This window comes from Thiocapsa bogorovii (assembly GCF_021228795.1).
GTDB classification, from domain to species: Bacteria; Pseudomonadota; Gammaproteobacteria; order Chromatiales; family Chromatiaceae; genus Thiocapsa; species Thiocapsa bogorovii.
Map to the genome: position 1 here is coordinate 4,643,933 of NZ_CP089309.1, position 25,385 is coordinate 4,669,317.

Annotated in this window: 25 protein-coding genes; 4 read left to right on the top strand and 21 right to left on the bottom strand. The window is 65.9% G+C overall.

Translation table 11 applies throughout. From position 1 onward, the window contains the following. Positions 1-68: 68 nt before the first annotated feature. From LT988_RS20655 to LT988_RS20710, 12 genes are all read right to left on the bottom strand, one after another. Positions 69-482, bottom strand: coding sequence for a helix-turn-helix domain-containing protein (locus LT988_RS20655; protein WP_232407365.1), 414 nt, complete (start codon positions 480-482; stop codon positions 69-71). 188 nt (positions 483-670) lie between these two features. After that, a complete protein-coding gene (locus LT988_RS20660) occupies positions 671-1,522 on the bottom strand; it encodes a class I SAM-dependent DNA methyltransferase (protein WP_232407366.1) in 852 nt (283 codons plus the stop codon). A gap of 29 nt (positions 1,523-1,551) precedes the next feature. Continuing rightward, complete coding sequence (locus LT988_RS20665; RefSeq protein WP_232407367.1) at positions 1,552-2,388, bottom strand: trypsin-like serine peptidase; 837 nt, start codon at positions 2,386-2,388, stop codon at positions 1,552-1,554. A 4-nt stretch (positions 2,389-2,392) separates the two neighbouring features. After that, on the bottom strand, positions 2,393-2,971 hold the full coding sequence (locus tag LT988_RS20670) for a hypothetical protein (RefSeq protein ID WP_232407368.1): 579 nt from the start codon (positions 2,969-2,971) through the stop codon (positions 2,393-2,395). Between the two features lie 214 nt (positions 2,972-3,185). Further along, on the bottom strand, positions 3,186-4,148 hold the full coding sequence (locus LT988_RS20675) for a DUF4438 family protein (protein WP_232407369.1): 963 nt from the start codon (positions 4,146-4,148) through the stop codon (positions 3,186-3,188). Between the two features lie 59 nt (positions 4,149-4,207). Continuing rightward, positions 4,208-5,050 carry a hypothetical protein gene (locus LT988_RS20680; protein WP_232407370.1) on the bottom strand — a complete coding sequence of 281 codons (843 nt, stop codon included), beginning with the start codon at positions 5,048-5,050 and terminating at the stop codon, positions 4,208-4,210. Between the two features lie 23 nt (positions 5,051-5,073). Continuing rightward, on the bottom strand, positions 5,074-6,177 hold the full coding sequence (locus tag LT988_RS20685) for a hypothetical protein (protein WP_232407371.1): 1,104 nt from the start codon (positions 6,175-6,177) through the stop codon (positions 5,074-5,076). Positions 6,178-6,303: 126 nt separating this feature from the next. Beyond that, positions 6,304-6,843, bottom strand: a complete 540-nt coding sequence (locus LT988_RS20690) for a CBS domain-containing protein (protein WP_232407372.1) — start codon at positions 6,841-6,843, stop codon at positions 6,304-6,306. A 45-nt stretch (positions 6,844-6,888) separates the two neighbouring features. Next, a complete protein-coding gene (locus tag LT988_RS20695; protein ID WP_232407373.1) occupies positions 6,889-8,619 on the bottom strand; it encodes a hypothetical protein in 1,731 nt (576 codons plus the stop codon). Positions 8,620-8,635: 16 nt separating this feature from the next. Further along, positions 8,636-9,928, bottom strand: coding sequence for a hypothetical protein (locus LT988_RS20700; RefSeq protein WP_232407374.1), 1,293 nt, complete (start codon positions 9,926-9,928; stop codon positions 8,636-8,638). A gap of 39 nt (positions 9,929-9,967) precedes the next feature. Then, positions 9,968-10,699 carry a hypothetical protein gene (locus tag LT988_RS20705; RefSeq protein WP_232407375.1) on the bottom strand — a complete coding sequence of 244 codons (732 nt, stop codon included), beginning with the start codon at positions 10,697-10,699 and terminating at the stop codon, positions 9,968-9,970. Between the two features lie 27 nt (positions 10,700-10,726). Then, on the bottom strand, positions 10,727-11,707 hold the full coding sequence (locus LT988_RS20710) for a hypothetical protein (protein WP_232407376.1): 981 nt from the start codon (positions 11,705-11,707) through the stop codon (positions 10,727-10,729). Positions 11,708-12,054: 347 nt separating this feature from the next. On the opposite strand from LT988_RS20710, the gene LT988_RS20715 reads away from it, so the two are divergent. Continuing rightward, positions 12,055-14,475: a tetratricopeptide repeat protein gene (locus LT988_RS20715; protein WP_232407377.1), complete on the top strand. Its 2,421-nt coding sequence runs from the start codon at positions 12,055-12,057 to the stop codon at positions 14,473-14,475. A 17-nt stretch (positions 14,476-14,492) separates the two neighbouring features. Here LT988_RS20715 and LT988_RS20720 read toward each other — a convergent pair whose 3' ends face one another. The 6 genes from LT988_RS20720 to LT988_RS20745 all read right to left on the bottom strand — a co-directional run bounded on the left by LT988_RS20720 (position 14,493) and on the right by LT988_RS20745 (position 21,046). After that, positions 14,493-15,638 carry an HlyD family secretion protein gene (locus LT988_RS20720; RefSeq protein WP_232407378.1) on the bottom strand — a complete coding sequence of 382 codons (1,146 nt, stop codon included), beginning with the start codon at positions 15,636-15,638 and terminating at the stop codon, positions 14,493-14,495. Further along, positions 15,635-15,862, bottom strand: a complete 228-nt coding sequence (locus tag LT988_RS20725) for a DUF1656 domain-containing protein (protein ID WP_232407379.1) — start codon at positions 15,860-15,862, stop codon at positions 15,635-15,637. Before LT988_RS20725 ends, LT988_RS20720 begins: the two co-directional genes overlap by 4 nt. A 1-nt stretch (position 15,863) precedes the next feature. Further along, positions 15,864-18,059, bottom strand: coding sequence for an FUSC family protein (locus LT988_RS20730; RefSeq protein WP_232407380.1), 2,196 nt, complete (start codon positions 18,057-18,059; stop codon positions 15,864-15,866). Next, positions 18,056-19,753, bottom strand: coding sequence for a SulP family inorganic anion transporter (locus LT988_RS20735; RefSeq protein WP_232407381.1), 1,698 nt, complete (start codon positions 19,751-19,753; stop codon positions 18,056-18,058). Before LT988_RS20735 ends, LT988_RS20730 begins: the two co-directional genes overlap by 4 nt. A gap of 55 nt (positions 19,754-19,808) precedes the next feature. After that, on the bottom strand, positions 19,809-20,330 hold the full coding sequence (locus tag LT988_RS20740) for a potassium channel family protein (protein ID WP_232407382.1): 522 nt from the start codon (positions 20,328-20,330) through the stop codon (positions 19,809-19,811). Positions 20,331-20,620: 290 nt separating this feature from the next. Then, complete coding sequence (locus LT988_RS20745) at positions 20,621-21,046, bottom strand: mechanosensitive ion channel family protein (protein ID WP_232407383.1); 426 nt, start codon at positions 21,044-21,046, stop codon at positions 20,621-20,623. Between the two features lie 125 nt (positions 21,047-21,171). On the opposite strand from LT988_RS20745, the gene LT988_RS20750 reads away from it, so the two are divergent. Continuing rightward, positions 21,172-21,384, top strand: coding sequence for a hypothetical protein (locus tag LT988_RS20750; protein ID WP_232407384.1), 213 nt, complete (start codon positions 21,172-21,174; stop codon positions 21,382-21,384). Here the strand turns inward: LT988_RS20750 and LT988_RS20755 are convergent. From LT988_RS20755 to LT988_RS20765, 3 genes are read right to left on the bottom strand one after another with little or no spacing between them, the layout of a single operon-like run. Next, positions 21,336-21,806: a TA system VapC family ribonuclease toxin gene (locus tag LT988_RS20755; protein ID WP_232407385.1), complete on the bottom strand. Its 471-nt coding sequence runs from the start codon at positions 21,804-21,806 to the stop codon at positions 21,336-21,338. The genes LT988_RS20750 and LT988_RS20755 overlap by 49 nt on opposite strands. Beyond that, complete coding sequence (locus LT988_RS20760; RefSeq protein ID WP_232407386.1) at positions 21,806-22,048, bottom strand: ribbon-helix-helix domain-containing protein; 243 nt, start codon at positions 22,046-22,048, stop codon at positions 21,806-21,808. The genes LT988_RS20755 and LT988_RS20760 overlap by 1 nt, the downstream gene beginning before the upstream one ends. Beyond that, complete coding sequence (locus tag LT988_RS20765; protein WP_232407387.1) at positions 22,023-22,871, bottom strand: hypothetical protein; 849 nt, start codon at positions 22,869-22,871, stop codon at positions 22,023-22,025. The genes LT988_RS20760 and LT988_RS20765 overlap by 26 nt, the downstream gene beginning before the upstream one ends. A gap of 181 nt (positions 22,872-23,052) precedes the next feature. On the opposite strand from LT988_RS20765, the gene LT988_RS20770 reads away from it, so the two are divergent. Both LT988_RS20770 and LT988_RS20775 read left to right on the top strand, forming a co-directional pair. Next, positions 23,053-24,069: an AraC family transcriptional regulator gene (locus tag LT988_RS20770; RefSeq protein ID WP_232407388.1), complete on the top strand. Its 1,017-nt coding sequence runs from the start codon at positions 23,053-23,055 to the stop codon at positions 24,067-24,069. A gap of 222 nt (positions 24,070-24,291) precedes the next feature. Beyond that, the gene (locus tag LT988_RS20775) at positions 24,292-25,314 is read left to right on the top strand and encodes a DUF1214 domain-containing protein (protein WP_232407389.1); all 1,023 of its coding nucleotides are present in this window, start codon (positions 24,292-24,294) and stop codon (positions 25,312-25,314) included. The last annotated feature ends 71 nt before the right edge of the window (positions 25,315-25,385 follow it).

Below are 25,385 nucleotides of genomic sequence, written 5' to 3' on the forward strand. Positions count from 1 at the left end.
TGTGCTGTGCCTCGCGAACCTTCTTACACCTGTCGCCGGCACGGCGACGCGACGCAAATATCGCGGCGTCATTCCCCCAATTCTGCGATCACCCGTGCGACCATCGCTGCGCGCGTGCGCACGCCCAACTTCACGAAGATGCGGCGCAGGTAGGATGAAACCGTCCACTCGCTCAGGTGCAGCCGATCGGCGATCTGCTTGTTCACCAGGCCCTTTCCGACCAGCATGGCGACCTGAAGCTCGCGCTGGGTCAAGCGCTCGAGGATCCTGTCCGTGTCCTTTGGCTCCGGCGGAGACGCGCGCGCGTCGATCAGGATGAGATAGCGGCGGCCATTCAGCGAGCAGTTCCCGATGATCTGCACGGCATCCGTTCCACCACAGGCGCGGGTTTGGAGCTCGCTAGCGTTCTCGTCGTCCGTGCCGACTGCGGGGACCACCCGGCATCGGGTGTCCGCGATGGTGAACTCGTCGATTGCCTTCATAACATGGGTTCCGTCCTGACGTGGATCAGGTTGAACGTCGCCATGCGTCCCGGGGACGAGATCTTCTTATCGTGCATTCGAGCGTACGCAGAAAATAGCATAGGGCGGCCGACGCATGCCCCGAAACCCGGCTTTGCTGGCCCGTGGCCCGACTAACGGCCGTTGCCGAGTGTCTGCCCAAGGGTCTCTCAGAGACGTTCCCCATAGTGTCGTGTCGGTGCGGTCGAGGCGCCGCGGTCCAATCCTCGCGGCGCAACGACCCGACGGATCATGATCTTCAGCCAAGCTGCGCGCTCCCGATGGCCTGTCTCCATCAGGAGCGGTGCCGCCGAGACGAGGCGCAGCCCGGCCCGATGTGCTGCTGCCTCGATGTCGGCGAGGCTGTGCCACCGCTGTAAATGGAACTCGCGCGCCTCCCCGTGCCGACCGAAACGAATCTCGACTCGTGTCGTTCCCGGCGGCCCACCGCACGTTGCGCGCCAACGGCTGGTACGTCCGGATGGCGCTAGCAGCACATCCTCAGATCCGTGCGCCTCCGCCGCCGGGCGGCCGCTCAGGAGATCCCCGAGCAGATATCCACCGGGTGTGAGGTTCTCGCGGCAGCCCCGCAAGGCCGCGACAAGATCGTCCATCGTCACCAAATAATTCAAGGTGTCGCCGTTGCAGGTCATCAGGTCGACCGGATACGGTAGACGCAGGCGGCGCATGTCCTGCCGCAAGAGCACCACACCCAGCCCCCGCAATCGCCTCGCGGCGACCTCGAGCATGTGCGGTGAGCGGTCGACCCCGATCATGGGCACGTCGTAGCGGCGCAGCAGGTCGCCCAAAAAGCGCCCGGTTCCGCAGCCGATGTCGGCGATGCTCCGGAAACGCAAGCCCCGTCGGCGGACACAGGCCTCGAAGCTCCTGCGTATGATCGGGAACAGCGCGTCCCCGACAAGGGCGTCGTAATCGGCCGCCAAGCCCGCGTACGGCGGGATGCGATGGTGCGCGATTGCGCGGGCTTTCGGCCCCCGTGGGGCATCGAGGTCGCGAATCATGGCGTACGATCCAGCCGGGGCACCCGAGGTCAGAGCACCCGGATCATCGGCGATCGACCCGCCAGTGTCCGCCGGGGATCGCGTAGGTTCGCGGCGACCTCGGCGGTCACGCGCACGCCGCTGTTTAGTCTGCCGGGCGGTGCCAGGATGGTGCCCTTCGCGCAGCCATAGGAGCGACCACGCTCGTCGAGGATCCCCGAGGTATGAATTCCGACGACCGCGGGCACGCCGGCGAGGGTTGCCCAAATCGGGCTGCCGCTGTGACCGGGACAGGTATCCACCGTGTAGAGCAGGCGCTGCGGGGTGAAACGACGCAGCCGCTCGCTGTGCCACCAGAGGCTGCCGATCGGGCGATCGGCCGGGTAGCCGGCCACGGTCAGGGGCGCACCCGTTTCGAGGCGCTTTAACTGCGCATCGGTCAAGACCCGCAGCGAAAGGAAGCGCGAGATCCCGGGGAAGGGCCGGGGCAACACCAAGAGGCCGTAGTCGTAGGGGCGACGGGCGGAGGTCGAGCGTGCCTGGATGAAGCCTCGCGGCACATAGCCCTCGATCGCCAGTTGAGTGCCGAACGGGAACCGGTCGCGATCGGCTCGCCCCGGAGCCACGCGCACACGCACGGGCGGGCGCTGCAATTTCAGGCTGTAGAGGCAGTGCGCCGCGGTCAGGACGTGGCGCGGCCCGATCAGCGCGCCGCTGCACCCGCGCCACAGGCCGTCGCCGAAATCGCGCCCGAGATGGCAGATGGTGTTGTACGGAAAGCGCCGCGTGCGGGTCTCGTGAACCCGGTTGTCGTCGGGCCCGACCAGCGCATAGTCGCGCTCGCCCGATTCGGCCAATGCCGTGAAGGCATCCAGCTCCGCGCGCATGCCCTTAGTCCTCGGTGGCGCCGTCGGTCGCGGCGGTGTCGACCTCGCCGCTCCCCGCCGACCTCGCCGGAGCCTCGCCGGGTCGCGGATTCGAACCCTCGTGCGGGGCTTCGTAGTAGCCTTCGGGATCCAGCTCGGTCAGTTGCTCCCAGATGCGATTCAGGATGATGTCGGCCTCCGCACGCTGGGACAGGAAGCCGACCGCCCGGGTGATGAAGGCCTCCTCCTCCGGGCTCAAGAGGCTTGGGTGAGCCTCCTCGGGTTCCTGCCCCGGGTTCGGCGGCGGCTCCGCGAACAGTGCTTCCGGGTCCTCGTCGAAAGACTCTCCGGTCCATTCGAACGTGCGTTCGGACGGGGTGCGAAGCGGGGCGACCCTCGCGCCGCGCTGTAACGATGTGTCATGAGTCCCGGGTGGGGGTGTTTGCGCCGGGTTCGTGCGCGTCCGCGGCTGCTCGTGGGCGGCCTTGCGGCGCGCGATCAGGGACTCGATCTCGGCGAGGACCAAGGCGTCGAGATCGACGCAATCCTTCTCCCGTTGGTGACGGACGGCGGGTCGTGCCTGCGTGCCTTGACTCTGTGTCATGGTTGCCTCCGATGATCGACCGAGCAAAAAGCCGACTGAAGTCGGCGTACCCGGGGGCCGACGCAAGTCGGCGCACCGGCCTTTGGGTTCGCCGGTTTCAACCGGCACCCGGAGCCAGCGGACTCGAGTCGACCGAGTGCAACACAGGTCGGCATGGACCCGCCCGCTGGCTAATTCGCAAGGGCGCCCGGCTAGGGTGCGTCCGGAGCCCCTCTCACATGAACGCCAAAGCGAGCCGGTCCAGTCGCTCCGATTGGCCGATCGTGCGCCTCTGCTCCGGTCGGCGCCCAGTCTGCCCCTCCTTGCGCAGATCGAGAATCCTCGCCAGGTTGGCGTTCGCCTCATGCACCGGCTCGAGCGAGCGCGCCGGTCCGGTGATGAGGCTGACCACACCGGGTCCGTGCCCGCTCTTGAGACTGTCGCCGTGCACGACCACGCCGATCGTCGTATAGCCGCGACGCAGGGTGCGCCCGTAGCGATGGTCGGCACCCCGGATCGCCACCAGGTCGCCGAAGCGAAGACGATCGAGTCGAAAGCGTCGGCGCACCTGCGGATCGGACAATTGAATATCCCCGTCGCCGCGACAGCTATTGTCGCGACCGATCCCGGAACCGATGATCCCGGCGGGCAGCAGATGCGTGACCGGCACCCTCAACCGGTCCGGCGCCGAGCGCAATCCCCAGCGGCGGATCAGGAGCGGGGAGCAGTTGTAGAGCGTCAACTCGGGATGCTCCGGCAGCCGCAGCCCTAGACCGTGCGAGTAGATCTGAATCCGGTCGCCGATGCGCAGACGCCGGAGGACCGAATCCGGAAAGTCGATCAGGACGTGGTCGATCCCGCCGTGCTTGCCCGTCACCGTGCCCTTCTGGTCCGTGCAGGGGCCCGTCAGCACGCGCGCCGCGTTGCCCACACAGGCGTAGGTGTTCAGCGCCAGATTGGCTGCATTCGGCTTCCCCTTGAGGGCGCGCTGGCGGCTCTCGACCGCGACGCCTGGCTCCAGATGATCGGCCGCCAGGCCGACGCACGGGTCGCCGACCCGGTGGCTGATCACGATCCCGCCCGGTCCCGGAACCACCCGCGGTACCCCGTCGCGGCCGATCCGGTAGGGGCTGCTGCCCTGGGTCGGCGGGACGATCTCTCCCGCGACCGCGACCATGACCAGCTCGCTTAGATTCATCAGCGGGGTTCCGGCCCTGCGGCGGGTCGAGGGCAACGGTGGTGCAAGTGGGGGGTGTTTCATGGCAGTCGATACCAGAAGGCGCTGGCGTCCTGCCAGACATCGTCTAGCCGATCTCCCTCACCGCAGGACGACTCCAGGTCGCTTTCCAGATCGGGATCCGGTGTGTCGAGCGCTTCGCTCAGGAAGGCCCGCGGGGCCACGAGATGCACCACCGCGAGGTCGAGTCCGGTCCAACACAATTCCAACGCGCCGCTGCGTGCGAGCAATGGGGTCAACTGCCGACGCAGCGGGCGGGACTGCTCGGAGTCGACCTTGCGGCAGTCGACCCCGCAGGCGGCCAGCAAGCGGCAGAGCGCCGGGGCCTCGTCGCTCGGCTCGGCCAGGGTTAGGATCAAGGGGCGGTAGCGGCTCATGGCCGCCGCCAGTGCGGTCGCGTCCAGCGCGCCGCCCAACAGCGGCAAGGCCGGCTCCAGATCCGGCGCGGTCCCGAGCAAACGTTGCTCCAGATCCAGTCCGAAGCGCTCGAAGCGTTGGATCACCTGCGAATCGACCTCCTTCGGCATGAAGGACTCGTCGATTCGCTCCCCGGCCCAGTAGAGCCTCAAGACGGGAAGACTGAGATCCAGCCGTGCCCGTTCCCATTGGTCCAGCGAGGCCGGATCCGGCATCGGCGTGCGTGCATCCGCGAAGGGGTCGGCCAGCAGATCCTGCGGGTGCAGCCGATAGTGCGTGGTGTTGTCGAGGATCGACCACAGCCGGGGCACCAGACACACCCGCAACTCCTCGGCGAGGCGCAACGCCAGCATCGGCCCGTGGCGGGCCAAGGCAAGCCGCACATCCAGGACGCACAGCCAGCCCTTGGTGTCGACCGTGACCTGAAACGGCGGGAGCGGACCCATGGCGCAGCTCCGAGGTCAAGCACTTAGGAGGCGAGCGCCAGGGAGGGCTTGCGCTTCTTCAGCCCCAGTGTCGAGCGCATGGCGCTGCCGACACCCGGGAAGGCGCGGCCCTCGGCGGTCATGCGGTAGGCGGCGATCCAGGCTTCGGCATGCGCGCCGAAGGGGCGTGCTTCGGCGCGGAAGACCAGCGGGTCGGCGGTCGTCTCGAAGTCCTGATCCGCGATCCATTGCAGGATGCGCCTGCCGCTCTCGGCCATCTTGGCCCGCTGCGAGAGCTCCGCCATGCCGCCGAGGTGACGGTTGGAGACCACCTCGATCACGTCCCACTTGGTGTTGGCGTCGAACGCCTTCTTGATGTCGGGCTGATCGAACAGATCGAGCAGGGTGCTCAGGTAGTGGCCCGTCTCGTGGGTCAGCGCCAGGATGTTGCCGTAGCTCGCGCGATCCAACGCGAAACGCAGATCGGTGCCGAGCCGCTGAATGCTCGCCAGATTGCCGAAGGGCCGGTCGTCGATGTCCTGCGAACCGCGGATCACCTCCCCGACGGTCATATCCCGGAAATACTGAGCCATCGCCGCCATGAAGGCGACGAGCTGGCGGTGGAAGCCCTGGTTGACCACCGCCCCGGCCGGTGCCGGTGCGCTGCCGTAGTTGAAAACGCGTCGATAGGCGATCATGCGATCGCGCAACGCATAGCGCAGCGGCTTCCATTTTTCCAGGATGTAGAGCGACCGCGCGCCCGGCCCGCGCTGCACCCGCATCCGCCCGAGTTGGAAGAGCTGACGCAGCACATCGGCCACCTGAAACGCCTTCATGCGCTCGTGCTGATAGATGAAGTACAGCTCGGCGGCGGCATGGAGCTGGCTGGGGATGACCGACTCGTCGAAATCCGGCACCAGATGCGCGTAGGGTAGTTCCCCGAACGGCAGAACGCCCTTCGCACCGAACCCGATCAGGTCGGCGAAGCCGAAAGTGGAATCGCCCGACGCCCCTTTCTGGAGTTCGCCGAAGCGTTTCTCGAACTCGCCTTCGAGGTTCTTGCGTTCCTCCGGCGGCAACTGCTCGAGCTGCTCACGCAGAAAGCGCTGCCACAGGCGGGTGATGGTTTCGTAGTTTTCGTAGGCCATGGGTAATCTCCTCAATCAGAAGGCGCCATTCCGGGCCGAAAGCGGCGGAATGCCCGGGCAGACGTCGGCCGTGCAGTGCCGGGAGGTGTCCAAGGCGTTCGATTCGGGCACCATGGCCGTCTTTCCTCAGCTCAATGTTTTCTCGATGTTGTTGATTGCGGACGCGATCCAGCGTAGCAAGCCGCCGACCGTCAAGACGCCTTCGATGCTGTTCTTGCCTTGAATGACGACGAGTCGGCGATAGCCCGTCCTCGAGAATTTCGAGAGGGCGTCGCGGACGGTGTCCTTGGCATCGATGCACTCGCACTGGCTGATCTTGGTGGCCCATTTGGTGACCGGATCGCTGCCCGCCTGCTGACCGATCGCAGTCATGCATTGGGACGGCGTAATCATTGCGATGACGTTCCTCTTCGGATCCGAGACGAAAACCGTGGCAACCCTTTGGCCGACCATCGTGTCGACCGCGTCACCGACGCTTCGGCCGTCGTCGACCGCGATGACGCGAGACTGTCGATTCGGCTGAAAGACCTGGCTGATGGGCACATCCAGAAGCTGTGTTTGAAATAGCTTCCGCACATCCAGCTTCGGACGGCTCGTTACCGCGTTCGTTAGATCTTCCATCCGTTTGTGATAGAGCGTCCGTGCAGCGGGTGTTTTGTTGGGCATGAGTCATCCTCCTCGAGGCGCGCCGCGCCGCGGACCGTTCGTCGATCAATCGCAGTCACCGGTATCGGGGACATCATTCGCCAAGGCGTTGAGGCTCGATTCATGGTGAGGCGGCACCGGGATGCAGGGTTCCGGGCACTCGTCCGGTAGGCTGATATCGAGACCGCGTACGCTTTCGATCGCGCGCTCGACCAGGTCGCGGACCCCTTCGAGTACCGGATCGGTCAGTGAGCAGGAGGGTGCCATGGTGCGCAAGAGGCTCTCCCAGTGCATTTCGTTGTCTCGCTGTAGGCAGAGCTCTTGGTGGATCGCCCGGAGGTCGTAGTTGGATAGCCCGGATGTGGGCTGCCCGTTGAACCAGAGTTGGTCTCGACTTGCCTTGAGGACCTTTTCCAGATTGCTGTCGGACGGGATGCAGGAAGCCACGGCGCTTCTGCTGCCCGAGGGGCCCTTCAGATATTCCTCGATCACCACGGCATAGGCCGCTGCTCGCTGCTCCGGCTCGCTCTTACCATCGGCGTCGGCTCCCATGGCGTATAGATCGATTGCCCGATCCAGGTCGTAGACGATCTTGTCCAGCATGACTTGGCAGAGGGTGCGGTCTTGGGCGCAGTCGCAGCCGAGGTAGCAATCCGCCATCTCGGCCAGGCGTCCGCGCAAGGCGATGATCTCGAGCAGGCGGAACGTGCCGTTGTCCGGTCCGCCCGTGCCGTAAAGGCCATAGAAGACGATTGGTGGTCGGGCGACGAACAGCAGCCGGTAGCCGCTCGCATTGAAGTTGAAGGCATCCAAGAACAACTGGACGGCCGTTAGGTAGGCGCTGAGTGGCGGGGACGCGGGCGCGACTAGGTTGCGACTGACTCGGATCAGCCTCCGAAAGCGGCCGAGGGTGAGATGCGCCGTCGCCCCGAGTGCACGCAGATCATCGGACGATCCGGCGGTCGCATGATGGATGAGCTGGTCCAGGCTGCGTGCGACGTCGATCTCCTGGAACAAGCTGCGAAGGTCCGTCTGACCGGCGGCGTCCAATCGACTCAGAAATTGCTGGTAGGCCAACAATCCGCGTGGCCAGTCGTTCGGCCCGTAGCTGCTCTGGGTGGTTCCGACGAAGTTGCGCAGGGCGTGAATGATCGCGTCGCGACGCGCCTGCAGCTCGCTTGCCGGTGCTTGGATCAGGAAGCGCCCCGCATAGCCGATCCTCGAAAGCGCTTCTCCCATCTGGACCAGGATCACCCCAGCAACCTCGTCCAGACTCTTCGCCAACTGTCTATAGTGAACGCTGAGATTGGGGGTCAGGGCACCGACGTAGCGGGCCACGCGGGCGTATTCCCCGAGTAGACGGCGTGCACCCATGGCTCTGTCGCGCTGCCAGGGATCGAGCGCGAAGCGAGCGGCGTTCGTGCCCTCGTTGATCACCTCGCGCAAGGTGTGAGACCAGCCGCGCAGCTCGGGGTGGATATCCTTCAGCAGGGCATTTGTCGTCAACGCTGTGAGATCCTGCTCGACATCGCCGCGGGCCTGGCGTAGCTCCGCGGACGTGGATGTGTCGACAGCAGTCTGTGTCTCGATCCGTGCGACCTTGAAGAACGGCAGGCCGGCGGCCTCCTGATCCAGCGCGGCTTGTTCGTCGGCATACCGCGCGCGCAGTGCATTGGAGATGGCCTCCGGGTCACGCGGATCGGTGACGCGCAGGTGACGGCGGATCAGGTTGTCCAAGGCGACGGCCGCCTGCGAGCGCTCGGCGGGGAGCGGACTGGTGTTGGTCTGTTGGCTCATGGTCTCACCTCGATGTTCAGGCGGCGATTGCCAGTGGGTCGTGTGCAACGGCGCTCGGGGCCTTGGACGGTTTGGATAGATGACGAATGACGAGGTCGGAGAGCGGGCCGGCCGAGGCGCCCCTGCCCAGTGCGTAGCGGCTGGCACTGACCAGGAAACGCGGCGGCAGATCGGCCGGAATTCGATTGTTCGCCAGCGCTTTGGCGCCGTCGCGGATGGCGCGCTCGTCCTCCCTGCGGAAGAGGATGACGTCCGCCAGCGCCCGCTGCGCCAGCCCGCGCCGGGTTTGGAAGGCGACCTCGTCGACCACGGCGGGGATGACGCCGTCGGCGCTCGAGAGTAGGACCGTGGGGATTCGGTGGCCGCGCGGGAGCCGGTAGAGGGTCTTCCAGACCTCTCGCACCCGACCGGCCTCGGCGTCGAATCCCATCCGCGCCAACATCTCCGCAAGGATCAACGCGCGCAGATACCCGGTCGGATGCGCGCCGCCCGGCTGGTAGGTCACCGTCCGTTGAGCAGGATGGGCGAGGAAGTCCAACATGCCCCAGGCCGCCGCCGGTCCGCCGAGGAGGAGGGCCGCCAAGTCTGCGAAGATCTCCTTGTGCCAGCGCCGGTAGATGCTCCCGACCAGGGCGGGCGCATTGGTCCGCGCCAGGCGCCGGACGACGGCATCCTGGTTCTCCTGCCAGAGCCCCAGGTCGGCCTGCAGGTTGTGCGACACCTCATGGAGAAAGACCGCCTGCCAGGGGTTGTCGCGGTCCCACGGGATGCGGATCAACGGAAAGGGGTTGGGCTCGCCGAGCAGCCGAGACAGGGCGATGCCGCGGCGCGTGGTCGCGGGGGAGTAGCCGTGCTCCATATAGGTCAGGGGCTTCAGCAGGGGGCCGCGAAAGACCAGGGGCGCGGCACGGCGCACGGCGGCGTAGCAGTCCATGGCGATGGCGTCATGAGCCGCCAGCGCCGGAGCAAAGGCCGATCCGCGTTGGCTGAAGACCTCGAAGAACATGCCGAAGGCGCGTCGTGCACGGTCGATCTCGCGCTCCACCAGGGCCAAATAGACCAGCACTTGATGAGGCGAGGATGCACGCCAGTGCTGTTTCAGGAACGCCACCCGCGCCGCGACCTGCCGGTCGATTTCGCGCAGACGCCGATTGGCCGCTGCGAAATGCGCAGCCGAGGGGGCGTAGGGTCGATCCTGTGCCCGCAACCCGACCCGCTCGGGCGTAAGGTTCGACAGACGACGCGCCCTCGCGATCAGCGTTTGGACCTTGTCCTGTAGGAAGGGTCGTACCGTTGCGGGCATGGTCATCGTCGTGTCTCCGCTCGAGCGGCCGGGTTACTGGCGTCCCTATTGGTACGCCCAACGCACGCAACGGCGACGCATCCCGCTCTTCGGCCGAGCCGCGCGCGCGGCCGCGCGCCGCACTTGCCGTGGATCGGCCATGGTGCGATAGGTGTTGCGCGCGAGTTGTCGGACCGCGGTTTGACCGGTCACGGGCCGACCTTGCGCCACTTGCCGCGCGATATCGGCCCCGGTCTTGCGCACCACCGTGCCGGCCGTGCGCAGCAACTGCCGGGCCGCCGGGTTCGCATGGACCGCCTGCGCGGTCCCCGCGAGGCCACGGATCAGCTGAGGCGCGACCCGCATGATGGCTTGACCGGCTTGGGGGAGGAGGCGGGCGGCCAAGGGCACCAGTGCGCCCAAGAAGGCCTCGGCCTCGGCCTCGTCTTCGGCCTCTGCGGCGAGGGCCGCGAACTGATCCATTTGATCAGGGAGGAGCCCCGACAATCCGCCGCCGACAGTGTTGCCGAGAATTCCACCGGCCAAGGCGCCCCCGGGGCCACCGAGACCCAGGCCGATGGCAGTTCCGGCTGCCGTTCCGGTGCCCTGGATCGCTCCGCGTGCGGCATTCAGGGCGACGCGCCGCTGCACGGAGCCTGGTCGGGTCAACCAGCCCCAAGCGCTACCGAGGAATTCGTCATCCTCGAAGAGGTCGTCCTCGTCGAAGACATCGAAATCCAAACCGGCATCCCAGTCGTCGAAAGCATCGGCTTCGAGCAGGTCGTAAGCATCGTACATGGCGGTTCTCCTGCCGGTTCGAGCGGCTCAGGCGGCGCTGATGGTGATGCGGGCCGGACCTTGGATGACGTAGGTGCGCGGGCGGACAAGTCGCCTACGCGCCACGGTCGAGATCCGCTGCCGCGCGATCGGTGAGGGCCGGGCGAGCTTTCGGGTCATGGACGGGCTGCGCGCGACCTTGGCCGCGGTGCGACGCACCGCCTTCACTGCGGTTGCCGGAGATGCCGCCTTGGCCGCGGCGGTTCGCTTGACGCTCTTGGCGATTTTGGGCATCGCCCTAACAGCGGCCGGTCCGCGGGTGTTGGTGAGGCTCTTGGCGGCGCGCGACATCTGTTTGACGACCTGCTTGCGGGCCGACGGCGAGAGTCGGGCGGCCTTGGACTTGAGCACTGTGCGTGCGGTCAGGCCGGCGACGATCGGCAGGGCTCGCGGATCCCGTGCGGCCAATTCGGCGAAGGCGTCGAGTGCCTCTTCCTCGCTGGCACCCTCGGCCCGGAGGCGCTGCACCAGGTTGGCGCCTTGGCCAACCAGACCGGCCACGCCACCGACGGCCTGGGCGTAGGGGTGCGGGATCAGGCTGGCCACTTGGGACACGCCGCGGGCGATGTTCCCGACCATGGGGGCCGCACGGCGCACGGCCTTGAACACGCGCCCGCCGACCTTTTTCAAGCCCTTGAGTAAACGTCCGAAGAACTCGTCGGCATCCTCCGCGCCCAGCGCGTAGGCCATGACGTCCTCGAGCGCATCCTCGGCGTCCTCGTAGTCGTCTTCGTAGCCTTCGAATCCATCGTCGAATTCGTCGTAGGCCTCGAAGTCGTCCATCGCCTCGAGGTCGAAGTAGGACTCGTCGTCGTAGGCCTCCGCCTCCATGCCCTCGGCAAAGTCATCTTCGAACTCGTCCTCGAACTCGTCCATGCCGAGGTCTTCGAACTCGTCGCCCATCAATGCGGCCCCTTCGGCCTCTCCGGCTGCGAAGTCGTCGTAGAGATCGTCTTCGAATGCACCCATGGCGCTGCCTCCTCATCGAGGTTTCTCGGATGTTCAGGAATCCTTCGGAAGCGGACCCCCCGTATCTCGATCGACAAGGGGATCGACAAGGGCGCCGGCTTTCCGGACGCGACCCGGTGTCGCTGATGCAAGGGTGGCTCGTGCTCAGCAATCGCGCTAGGTGCACGTTTTTGGGCGCTTTTTTGAAGGCGTCCGTTTGTGCTACGGGAAAGTGCGGAGCACGCCGCAGGTGTCTCATGGAAGGCGGCGGAGCGATTCAACGGGGATTTCGCGCGTTGCACGGAGAAAATTCGAGCGCAGTCGGTATACCATCGGCAGATCCTATTTCCCCTCGAGAAGCTCCCGTCATGGATCTGCGCGTCCTCTGCCTCGCCCTCATGCTGATGCCCTCGGTGCAGGCCGCGGATGTCCCCGTCGAAGCCGCATCCGGATCCGCGGCAGCAGATCCGCATCTGGACCCGGAGCGGGCACAGCGGGGCTACACGGGCGCCGCGGTCTGCGCGGAGTGCCACCAAGCGGAGTTTGATCTCTGGAAGGGTTCCGACCATGACCATGCAATGACGGAGGCTACGCCGGAGACCGTCCTCGGCGACTTCGACGACGCCGAGATCGAGGCGCACGGCGTCAAGTCCCGTTTCTTTCGTCGCGACGAGGCTTTCTTCGTGCAGACCGACGGACCCGACGGGGAGCTTCGGGACTATCCGATCCGCTACACCTTCGGCTGGTTTCCGCTGCAGCAATATCTGATCGAGTTTCCGGGCGGGCGACTCCAGGCGCTCGGGCTGGCTTGGGATGCGCGTCCGCCGGAGCAGGGCGGCCAGCGCTGGTTCCATCTCTATCCAGACGCCGACCCCGATGCGCCGATGGACCACGACAACCCGCTGCATTGGACAGCCGCAGACCAGACCTGGAACTATCAATGCGCGGACTGCCATTCGACGGATCTTCAGAAGCGCTACGACGCCGAGCAACAGGTCTATGACACCCGCTATGCCGAGATCAACGTCGCCTGCGAGGCCTGCCACGGACCCGGTGCCCGTCACGTCGAATGGGCCAAGGCGAAGGCCGCCGGAGACAACGCCGAGTCGGCTGCGGCGACCGATGCCGCCGGCCGCGGTCTGCTGGTCGATCTCAAAGATCGCGACGGCGGTGTCTGGCAGATCAATCCCGAGACGGGTAAGCCGGCGCGATCCGTGACCCGTTCGCCTCAAGGTGGCCCCCATGTCCAGACCGAGACGTGCGCCCGCTGTCACTCCAGGCGCGGGCGTATCCAGGACGAGCTGACCCCCGGAGAACCCCTGCATGAGGGTTTCCGACTCGCCCTGCTCGATCCCGCGCTCTACTTCCCGGATGGCCAGATCAAGGACGAGGTCTTCGTCCATGGCTCCTTTATCCAGAGCCGGATGTACCATCAAGGGGTCGTCTGCATCGACTGCCACGAGCCCCACAGCCTCAAGCTGCATGCCGACGGCAACGCCGTCTGTGCCCGCTGCCATACGGCCACCCGTTACGATTCACCCGAGCACCATCACCACCCGGCCGGCTCGACCGGTGCCGCGTGCGTGGCCTGTCACATGCCCCAGCGCTACTACATGGTCGTGGACGAGCGCGCCGATCACAGCCTGCGCGTGCCGCGGCCGGATCTGTCCCTGAAGCTTGGCACCCCCAATGCCTGCAACGCCTGTCATCAGGACAAGGATGCCGCCTGGGCGGTGAACGCGGTGGAGACCTGGTATCCGGACCCGGCGTATCGGGGGCCCCACTTCGGCGAGGCGCTGCACGCGGCCGACACCAATGCCGCGGATGCGACCGCGCGTCTGCTCGCACTCGCGGCAGACCCGCAACAGCCGGCCATCGCCCGCGCCAGCGCCCTGGCACGCCTCCGCGACCACCCGGATCCGACTGCACTCATGACCGTGCGACGACTGTTGGCCGATCCGCAGGCGCTGGTGCGCGCGAAAGCGGTGCGTGTCCTGGACCTTGCGGACCTGCAGACGCGGGTCGAGCTGGCCTGGCCGTTGCTGTCCGATCCGGCGCTCACGGTGAGGCTGGAGGCCGCTCGCGTCCTGGCGCCCGTGATGAGGCAAGGGATCGGGGGCGAGCTGGCGGAGCGTCTGAGTGCCGCCTTGGAGGCGTACGCGATCGCGGAGATGGTGAATGCCGACCGACCCGAGGCGCATCTGAATCTTGGTCTGCTGGCGTTCGAGGCCGGCGAGCCCGTCATGGCCGAGCAGGCGTACCGCAACGCCTTGAGCCTCGATCGGAGGTTCACCCCGGCACGGGTGAATCTGGCCGACCTCTATCGGGCGCTGGGCCGCGAGTCCGAGGCCGAGGCGGAGTTGATGGCCGGGCTTGCGGCCGAGCCCGTCACGCTGTCCGAGCGCGCCGACCTGCACTACGCGCTGGGTCTTGCGCAGGTCCGCTCGCAGCGGCTCGACGCGGCCGTCGAAGCGCTGGCCCGTGCCGCCGAGCTGTCCCCGCAGAACAATCGCTATGCCTATGTCTACGCCGTGGCACTCGACAGTGCCGATCGGACCCCGGAGGCCGTCTCCGTGCTGGAAGCCGCCCGAGAGCGCTTCCCGAGCGATCGCGATATCCTGATTGCCCTCATCCAATACAACGCCAAGCTCGAGCGAGCGGATGCCGCCGAGCGCTGGCTTGAGATACTCCGCGTCCAAGCCCCGGGCGACCCCGTTCTCATGCAGCTCGAAGGGCAGATCGAACCTCTGCGGGATCCCGGTCAAACGCGGACTCCGCCCGGCGGATGACCCGGCGCGGCTCGAACCTATTGCAGCACCGCGGGGACCGCCACGGCGCTGATCTCCTCGTCGCTGTCCGCCGTTCCGGTCATCACCAGTACCGAGCCGGTGGTGCCGACGCGCAGGTCCACGCCGTCGGGGATCTGCTCCAGGTGAACGCGTACAGGAATCCGCTGGGCGAGGCGAATCCACTCGAAGGTCGGGCTGACGGTGGGCAGCAGGTCGTTGCCGGTGCCGCCGTCGCTCTGGGAGATGCCCCAGCCGATGCTGTCGACCCGGCCCTGCAGCGGGCGGTCCGGATAGCTCATCAGGGTGATGACGGCGCGATCACCCGGGGCGACGCGCTCGATCATGGTCTCGCGGAAGTAGCCGTGCACCCAGAAGCTGGCGGTGTCCACCAGCGCCAGGGCCGGCTGGTTGGCCACCGCCTGGCTGCCCAGGCGCAGGTTCAGGTTGGTGACATAGCCGTCCACGGATGCCTCCACCCGGGTGAAGTCCAGGTTCAGCTTGGCGGTCTCCAGCGCCGCCTTGGCGCCGCGCAGTTGGGCGTTGTCCTCGCCGGAGGCGCCGCGATCAGCCTTGGCCCGGGCCAGGTCTGCCTTGGCCTGCAGCAGCGCGGCGGTGGCCTGGGTGCGCTGGGCCTGGGCCTTGGCCAGATCGGCCCGCGCCACGTTGAAAGCCGCCTCGGCCTCGTCGAAGGTGCGCTTGGCCACATCGCCTTTGGCAATGAGCTGCTTCGCGCGCTCGAAATCCTTACCGGCCTTCTCCAACGTCGCCTCGGCGCTGGCCACCAGCGAATCCGCCTGCGGCAGACCGGTCTTGGATTGCTCCACCGCGGCCTCAGCCGCGTCGACCTGGGCGCCCAGGTTGTCGAGCCGATCCAACGTTTCGTCCAGGCTGGCCTTGGCTTGGTCCAGGGCCGCCTGGTAGGTGCGCGGGTCGATCTCGAACAGCAGGTCGCCGGCCTTGACGAACTGGTTGTCCTTGATCGGCAGCGACACGATGGGGCCGGACACCCGCGGCGCCACGCGGATGACGTTGGCGCGCACCTGGCCGTCGCGGGTCCAGGGGTTGACGACATAGTCCCAGTACTTCCAGACGACCAGCAGCACGGCCACCAGGACCACGGCGCCGGTCAGGCCATAGCGCAGCAACGCAGGGGTTTTGTTCATGACGGGATGACGAAGGTTCCGATGAGGACGGTGTAGATCACCACCAGCGCGAGCAGCACGAGCGGCGGGTAGAAGAAGAAGCGCGAGAGCCGGAAGCGGTTCAGCAGGTGCGCCGTGAGCCAGGCCAGCACCATCCCCAGCAGGGTCGCGATGAGCATGGGCGGGAGGTAGACGTCGCCGATGGCAAATTCGCTCGGGATCAGGTTCATGCCTAGCCCTGTCATGTCAGAAACGCGCCTCGCGCAGCCGCGACCAGTCGATGGTCGGCACCTGGCCGGCGAAGGCCACCAGCGCCTCGGACACACCGCGATGGGCGCCCAGAAGGCGGTACATGTTCTCGCCGTCTTCGACGGACAGACGGCTGCCCTCGCCGTCAAGAGCGGCCTCGATGTGCGCTTCCAGCTGCGCGAGCTTCGCATCGAGGCGTGCGCGAAAATCCGCGCTATCCGCGGCCTCCGGGTCGACTGCGAGGCGGTCGAAGATCCCCTGGACACTGATGCGCCAGCCGCGCACGTCCTCGCGCAGCGCCCGCACCATGGCCTCGGATTGGCGCGCGTCGCGGGCGCGCATCAACGTCTGCAGCCGGTCGCTGATCGCCTGCACGCTGGTGACCAGGTCCTGCACCCTAGCCGGCGTCGTGGACCCGAGGGCCGCCGGCGGCAGGGCGTGCGCCCAGGCCGCGAGCTTGCCGGGCGCCGTCGCCACCTCGCTCAGGTGGTGCGCCTTGCGCCAGCGCTGCAGGCGCGAGGGCGCACGCTCGCGCGACCAGCCGGTGGTGGACATCAATAACGCGCTGCTGCGCAGGAACCGGCGCAGGATCGCCTGGAAGCGGTCCTCGGGGCGCAGCGACACGGGGAAGTACTGCGTGATTGCGAGACTGCCCAGGATCATCGAGAACACCATGGCCAGGTTGGCGACGGTGAGGAAGCTGTAGTGCTGCGGCACATCGATGGATACCAGCACCATGAAAAAGGCGAGCCCGAAGTAGCGCTTCAGCAGATGCCGCGGGGAATAGAGCAGGTAGACCAGGGAGAACACGGTGACGAACAGCATGGTGCCGAGGCCGAGAAAGCTCGACAGGTGCGGCATGACGAAGATGTGCGCAACGGCGCCGAGCACGATGCCGAAGGCCATGGGCCAGAGGAAGACGCGGACGGGGATCTGCGGATGCGCGGCCAGCAGCATCACGAACACGGCGCTGACGATGACCAGAGCGCTGGCGACGGGCAGGTCCGGCACGTAGATGAAGAGCAGCAGCGTCAGCCAGAGCACCGTGGTCTGCCGCAGCACGCCGATGAGGCGGTCCGGGTCCAGCGGTGAGGGGCGCACCGGCTCGCCGAGGGCGGGACGGACCGTGTGCTTCGTGGACAAACCGCAGATGTCGCTTGCGGCGTCGAACAGCGCGCGGGTCTCCTGCTCCAGCCGCGTCAGATAGGACGCCGCCAGCAGCACCGCGCTTTGATGAAAGTGCGGCAGCGTCGCGAGCTGGTCGCGGTCGACCTCGCAGGCCAAGTCCGGGTGCAGGGTCGGTTGCGTGGTCATCTCACCGCTCAGCATGTCCGCGATGGCCTTGAGCCTGGCATCGAGCTCGGCGCGCAGGGCCGGCAGCGCCGGGATCAGGCGCTCGGCGTCCACCGCGTCCAGCTCGTGGAAGAGCTGCCGCCATGCCTCCAGGGTGCCCTGCAGCGCGCCGAGCTGCCCGATGAGGCCGTGCCAGGTACGGCGGACCTCCCAGATCTCGTAGGTGTCCAGCTCGGCTTGGTCGAGCTTTGTCGGCAGGCTGGCGAGGGTGCGGGTCAGATCCGCGCGGAGCTTTGTGGCTTCTTGGGCGGCGTCCTGGCCGGATGCCGCCTTTTCGGAGGTGCCTGTCAAGTGATCCATGTAAAGGGAGAGCAAGCGGCGCTGATCGTCGACCACGCCGCGCACCGCGCCCTCGAAGCCGCGGCGGGAGTTGACCGGCCAGATCAGGATCGACACCAGGGTGTAGACGACGATGCCGAGCGTCGTCTGCTGTGTCCGCATCACCGCCCGGTTGAAGTCGTAGACGGCATTGGGCTCGGCGGTGACCGCGACGATGGGCACGGTGATGCCGGCCATGAACCAGAAATACCAGCGCGTCGTGCCGCCCATCATGTAGGTGCAGAAGGCGACGAACAGACTGATCGCGAGCATGAAGGTCCAGCGGTTCTCCGGAAATAGGGACAGCAGCACCAGGCCCATGGTGGCGCCGAACAGGGTGCCGAACACGCGCAGCATCCCCTTGTTCAGCGATTCGCCGACGCCGGTGAGCCCGCAGAAGGCCACGGCGAAGCCGGCCCAGAAGGGCGTGCCCCAGTCCTGGGACAAGGCGATGGCGTAGGCGATGACCATCGCCAGGGCCATCTTGAAGGCGTCTTTGAAGGGGGCGGAGAAGGTGATCATCGCGCGCCGGTCTCTTTGCGATAGGCATCGACCACGTCCTGCAAGGTCTCGAAGAACGCGTCTTTGCCGAACAGCTCGTCGAAGTGGTAGCGGCTCTCGTCGCGGACATCGTCCATCAGCTGCGCGACCACGAGCCGGATGCCCTGCCCCTTCAGCCCGGCGAAGGTGGCGCGCAGGGTCTCGGCGGCCGAGAAGTCCACATCGTCGATGGCCGAGGCGTCCAGGCACAGCCAGCGCAGGGGCGGCTCGGCGCCGCGGGCTAGCGCCGTCACCTCCGCGGCGAACTGCTCGGCGTTGGCGTAGTACATGCTGTGGGTAAAGCGATAGACGACGAGCCCCGGCAGGGCCTGGGCCCGGGTATCCATCGGCAGCGCATGCCAGGCGCCCGTCCCGTCGGGCTGCAGCAGCGCGTTCTTGGGCCGGTAGCCCCGCCGGGTGTGATCGATAAGCGAGAGCACGATGGCGAGGATGATGCCCTGCTCCACACCCACCAGCACCACCATCAGCGCCGTGATCAGCGCGACCCAGAACTCCGAGCGGCGCTCCCGGTAGATGCGCCGCATGCCGTCGAGGTCGATCAGATCCAGGCCGATCAGGAACACCACGGCGGACAGCACCGCCTCCGGCATGTAGGCCAGCGGGCCGGTCAGGAACAGCAGCACCAACAGAACGACGGCGGCCATCACCAGCAGCGCGAGCTGGGTGCGTCCGCCGGCGCTGTCGACCATCTGGGTCTTGGTGGGGCTGCCGTTGACGACGAAGGTGCCGGAGAGCCCGGCGCCGATGTTGGCGAGCCCGAGCCCGAGCAGGTCCCGGTCCTCGCTGAAGGGCTCGTTGTAGCGGGCGGCATAGGCGCGGGAGGTCGCGGCGCTCTGGGCGAGGATGACCACACACATGGCAAAGGCCGTCGGGACGAGCTGGTTGATCAGCGCCCAGCTCCAGTCCACCTGGGGCAGCGCGATCTGCGGCAGTCCGCCGGGCACCGTACCCAGCACCGGCAGATGCCGTCCCAGGTCCAACGCCCAGCTGAGCCAGATGGCGCCGACCACCGCGATCAGCGCACCCGGGATCTTCCGCGAGATGCGCTTTGCGCCCAGGATGACCGCCAGCACCGCAACCGCCGTGGCCAGGGCATAGCCGTTGACCTGACCGAGCTGCTGCAGGTCGGTCCAGATCTCGCCCAGCGTGCCGTGCCCGCCGCCTTCGATGCCCAGCATCCCGGCGACCTGCCCGAGCGCCACCTGTATGCCCACTCCGGTCAGAAAACCAACCAGCACCGTGCGCGACAGGAAATCCGCCAGGAATCCGAGCCCGATCAGGCGCGCGAGCAGCAAGAACCCCGCCGCCATGAGCGCGAGCACGACGGCCAGCGCGACGTATTGGTCGGAGCCCACCGCGGCCAGCCCGACGAGTCCGGCCGCCAGAATCGCCGCCGTCGCCGAGTCGGCACCCACCACCAGGTGTCGCGAGGAGCCGAACAGGGCGAACAGCACCGCCGGGATCAGCATGGTGTAGAGGCCGGTGACCACCGGCGTACCGGCGATCTTGGTGTATCCCATGACCTCCGGGATCGCGAGCGCGGCGAGTGTCAGCCCGGCGATGACCTCGGCGGGTACCTGCGATGCCTTGATGGGCAGCACCCCTTGCAGGATCGGCAGGCCGCGGCTCGTGGATCTGGCGGGCGCTGTCGTCATGCTTTGCTCCGCGGATGCTGCCGGTTGCCTGGACATTGATGCGAGGTTCGACGCACTAACCGCGACCGGTGTGCGCGGGATCGGACCCCTGGCGTGCCTCCGATCCCGGCTGACGCACAGCGTCCGCGCGCCGCAGATGGTGCTCGGCGTAGCCGCTCCAGGTGCGATGGACCACGGCGTAGAGCAGCGCCGTCGACCAACCAAGCAGAAGCACGCCGTTCAGCGCCTCGATGCCGGTCAATAGACGCCATTGTTCGCTGCTCAGCGTGATGTCGCCATAGCCGAGGGTCGTGAAGGTCACGGCGGAGAAGTATATGGCGGCCTCCAGGGTGTCGATGGTTTGTACGGGCGTCAGCAGCCGAAAGGCGACGGCCCAGACCAGGATCTGCACGGAGTGCAGCAGCAGCAGCCCGAGCACGGTGACGACCACCGCGGTCAGCGCCCGGTTCGGGCGCACGTGGCCGTTGGCGTCCAAAAGGTGGCGGAACAACAGGCGCATCAACGTGATGGAGCCGAAGCCCTGGATCAGCACGGTCAGCCCGACCAGGAGCGCGCCGACGAGCAGTGGCATGGTCATCGATCAAGCGCTCGGTGGCGCCCATCGGCGCCAATCGACGGTTCCGGCAAATGGGGTGAGGTGCCGTCGCCCATGGGTTTCGCCCATGCCCGCCTGTCCCGGCTCGGTCGAGTTCCGGCGTCAGGAAATCTTGGCGACGGTCTACCCGAATCGATCGGCCTCATGGCGGTCGGTCTGTCCTCATCCGCAATCCTACGAAGTATAGGGTCTCGCAACGATCTCCTCAGGATGCCTGTGCCAGAATTGATCCCAAAAAATTCCGGCTCCGAAGCGAGACCGATTGTCGCCGTTCAGCCCTGCCTGTGGTCTTCCTCATGCGGCGGCACGAAGATGCCCAGCCCGCGGGCACGGCCCGCGCCGGCGGCACTCGCGTAACTCACCGCGATGGTGCGCAGTTCCTCCGCGATGACGTCGGGCACCCGCTCCTGCTCCGGCTGGCCGGGGAAGGTCTCGAACTGCAGCGTCTGGGTGGGGAACGCGAAATGCACGCCCAGTGCTTGAACGAGGCGAATGACCTCCAGAACAATGCGCTGGCGCTCGACCATCTCCGTGGACCAATCCGGCACCTTAGAAAAGGAAGCAGAGCAGGCGATGCCCTGCACCGTGCCCTCGTCGTCGCCGCTCACCACCCGGTGGCCGATGCGGTAGGGGCGGTCCGCGAGGATCATCAGCGCGTCGAAGACGTCGGTGATCGTCTCCCGCGCGGCCGGCGCCATGGCCAGACCGCCGACACCCAGGCCCGCTAGCAGCGGTACCAGAGCGGCACCCGTCACCTGCAGGCCCCCGGATCAGCAGCGCGACGCTGAGGAGGAAGCCCGGGACGCGCGAGCCGATGCGCCACATGGTGGCATCGATGCTGTGCTCGATGATCCGGGTGCGCGGCGAGGCGATGAGCGACTCGGCGATGGCCCGGCACAGCCCGAACACGGCCCAGACCACCATGTCGACGACCACGGCCTTGCCGGCGATGGTCACGGCGGCCAAGCACGCCGTCGCGCGCCGCGCTCAACGTGCGCTCATCCGGCCCCGCATCCAGGACCTCTTCACGCGATGACGGTGAGGTGCTCCTTCCCGGCGCCGAAGACGGTCTGCAAAGCCACGCGTGCATCGTAAGGTGACGAAGCGCCCACCGTTCTTGACGGCCAGCGCCAACAGGTAGGCGTCGGTGACTTGGCGATGGCCCAGCACTTGTCCACAGGTCAGGGTCTTTTCGACAACCGGGTTCAGGTCGTCCGGCCAGAACTGATGATCCGGCCCTGTCACGGCCTCGGCCAACCGCGCCGCCACCGCGGCCGCGGGCAACGGCGCCGGGTAGGCGGGCTGAGACATGATCCGGATACAGCCGTTTTGCGTGATCGGACCGGATGCCCAACCATGGGCCTGCTCACGCTCCAACCAGCGCATTGCGGTGTCGTGATGCATGTGGCTCGCATCCAGCAACGCGATGAGCACATTGACGTCCAAGAGCGCCCGCATCAGACGCCTTCACGGTCTCTAAGGGTATCGATGTCGTCGTTCGTGACGATGACGCCGCGAGCATCGAAGGGCCGAAATCCGGCCACCCCACGTTGCCTCGTCTCGTCCTGTGCCGTGCCGCCGGAAAGCGCTTGGCGCAGCAGATCGGACACCATCTTGCCGGCGGAGACCTTCCGCAACCGAGCGCGCTCCTTCGCCGCGGCGAGCACATCGTCGTCAATATCCAAGGTCGTTCGCATCATGGCACCTCGCATGTTGATGCGTTGATGCTAGCACGACGGCCCGGGGGGCAGCTCGCCATCGTCGAGCCGCCGAGCAGACGCCGAGCGCTGACGCGCCCGATCGAGTCGATGCAGCCGCCTGGCCCGACCGCAAGAATTGATCCGCGAAACTTGCTCTCGGTAAAGCGCTGATCGTTAGGATTCTGTGACCGCAGATGGTGGCGTCGATGCTGTCCTCCTTGATCCTCATGCGCGGCGCGGCGATGACCACCTCGGCCACCGCCTTGCACAGCGCGAACACGGCCCAGACGGCCATGGCGACGATGATGGGCTTGCCGCCGATCGCAAAGGCGGTGAGGAGGCCGCCGGTGATATTGACCTCGTTCTCCAAGACCTTGAGGACGAAGGTCACGCCGAGCGCGATGGCGATGGGCTCCAGGATGCGCATGAACCGGCCGTAGGGCCGGACTACCCGTTTCGAAATCCGCTTGATGCGGGTCGTCAGCATAAGCGACACAGAATCAAATGGACCTGGTTCGGCATCAGGCAGTACGACCAAGCCTCGACGCCGTACGACTGACATGCCTTCGCCAGCCAGTCCTTGCACAGCGCTTAGTCGTCGTCCTCCACGAAGATGCGTTGGCGCCTGTTGCCGCATCGCGTCACGGGGTAGGGGACGGGTACGATGATGCGCGGGAGTGAGGCCATTGGCCAAGCGTAGGGCGGCGAAAATTGGCGCAAAGAGTAAAGTGTCACCGTAGTCGGGCGCAAAACCTGTGGGAGAGAGCTTCTGCAGCGTTGTCTCGTGCCGTTGCTCGACGATCGAGTAGCTTTGGTGAGTCATCTGTTCACGGCTGGATTGCACTCTCAGGTTGGACAGGGCCGATCTGTCAGCAACCCGCGTGTTCGCCCGGCCACGTCAATGAGGATTCCCGATTCCGGGACCGAACTGCTATGCAGCAGCGGGGCGTGTGAGCAGGAAACGAGAACTGGCATCCGTCGGCGCTGGATAGTGGGGTAATCAGTTGAGCGACAACAAGCAGCCTGGAGCTTGGCTCCTCGAGACTTTCGTCCGGGGCGGGGTGGATGCTCAGAAGCTGAGGCAGCGGCTACCCGAAGAAATACATCAGATGATGTCATCTCCCGAGACGCTCACGCCTGAAATGGTCAATACCATTCTTCTCGAATGCGCGGTGCTGAGTGGAGACAGCAATTTCGGTTTGCGCATGATCGAGCTTGCTCACACCTCGGACTTGGGGATCTATGGGTACCTTCTGCTGAATGCGCCCACAGTGGGCAAGGCGCTGGAAATCGCCTGTCGGTATTTTCCGACGTTCTATCTCGGCGCCGCGTTGAATCTGTCCATCGCCAAAGGCGTGGCTTCACTAACCTATCGCGTCGACGCCCCCGCGACTGTACCTGCGCGCCACGACAACGAGTGGAGCCTTGGATTCTTTGTGCACATCATCCGACGAGGTGCGTCCGCTGATTGGGTTCCGGCAAGATCGACCTTCACACATGCAGCGCCTGATGAATTGCAGGAGCAGCGCGGGGTCTTCGGCACAAACCTCCGTTTCGAGCATGCCGTCAATAGCATCGAATTTTCAACTGACGTTCTGCGTTATCGCATCAACGCAGCCGATCCCAGCTTGCTTCGTGTATTGACGCAACATGCGGACAATCTGCTTGCGAGAATAACAAGAGAAGAGAACCTGGCCGATCATGTCAGGCTGCTCATTCTCAAGAGCCTGGACAGTGGATCGGCGAATGCGGCCGATATCGCCGGAAGACTGAACATCTCGGTCAGCACGTTGAAACGACGCCTGAAGCAGGAGGATCTCAGCTATCGCAGGTTGCGCGACGGCGTCGTCGAAGAGATCGCCAAAGCCGCACTGAAAGAGACTCGAGTACCCGTCACCGAGATCGCGTTGCGAGCCGGCTATGCCGAAGTCAGCGCCTTCGACCGGGCGTTCGTGCGCATCACCGGCATGACTCCATTGCAGTATCGGGCAACAGAAGCTCGGAAGGCGAAATCCAAATAGGTTCGATGACCTGGCGGGTTCTCGCCTGTTGGCGGACATCGGTCCCTTCCGCGACTGAGCCAAAATATCAATTTTTTGGGCCTGTTTGTCTGACGCCCGAGAACACGATGCTGCTAATGTAAGCGGCTATTTCCAGAGCGGAAGGCGCGCCGAGAAAGCGCGTTTCGCATGCAGTTTCTGCCGTCTACGAACCGTCCAGCAATCCCCCACAGGCCGACAATCATGCGTGCAAGAACCTTCATCATGGTCCTGGCGACCACGGTCGTCCTCGCCGGCGTCGCCATCGCATCGGGCGCCGAGCAGGTCACCGTGGATAATTTCGAACGCGCCGAAACCGATCGGACGATGAAAGACTACGTCGACCTCGGCGGTTTCGGTAAATTCCACCATATCCGCGACCCCGTCCCCATCGACGAACAGGCGGTGGTGCGGATGCAGGTCGACACGCTGTATTCGTTCGGCGTGTTCGATCTGACCACACCGGTCACCATCACGCTGCCGGATACGGGCGAGCGCTTCATGTCGGCGCTGATCATCAACCAGGATCACTCGATGCTTCCGATCCAATACGCGCCGGCCACATTCACGCTGACGCAGGAAATGGTCGGCACGCGCTACGTGATCATCCCCCTGCGCGTCTTCATGGACGCCACCGACAAGGACGACATCGCCAAGGCGAACGCGCTGCAGGATCAGGTGAAGGTCAGTCAGGCCGATGCGGGCAGCTTCAACGTGCCCGAATGGGACATGGAGTCGCTTCTCAGGGTTCGCGACGCCCTCGCGGTTCTGGCCTCCACGGTAACGGACACCAGGGAATTTTTCGGCGACAGATCCCAGCTCGACCCGCTGAAATTCAAGATGGGCACCGCGGCCGGCTGGGGCGGCAACCCGAAAGAGGGCACGATCTACTTCTCCAATTCGCCGGCGATGAACGACGGCAAGACGCCCTACTCGGTGACCGTCAAGGACGTGCCGATGAAGGAAAAAGGCTTCTGGTCGATCACGGTCTATGGTGAGGACAACTACCTCAAGCCGAACGATCTGAACCGGGTCGCGCTGAACAACGTCACCGCCGAGAGAAATGCGGATGGCAGCATCACGATCAATGCCGGCGGCTGTGACGACGGGCGCATCAACTGCATCCCGATCACCGAAGGTTGGAACTACGTGGCACGGGTATACCGCCCGATGCCCGAGGTCATCTCGGGCGAATGGGTCTTCCCCGAAATGCAGCCCACCAAGTGATCGAATGAGGCAAGCAACCGAAGCGGAAGGACCCGAACGGCTGGATCCGCGCTTGCGGCCACCCCAAGCAC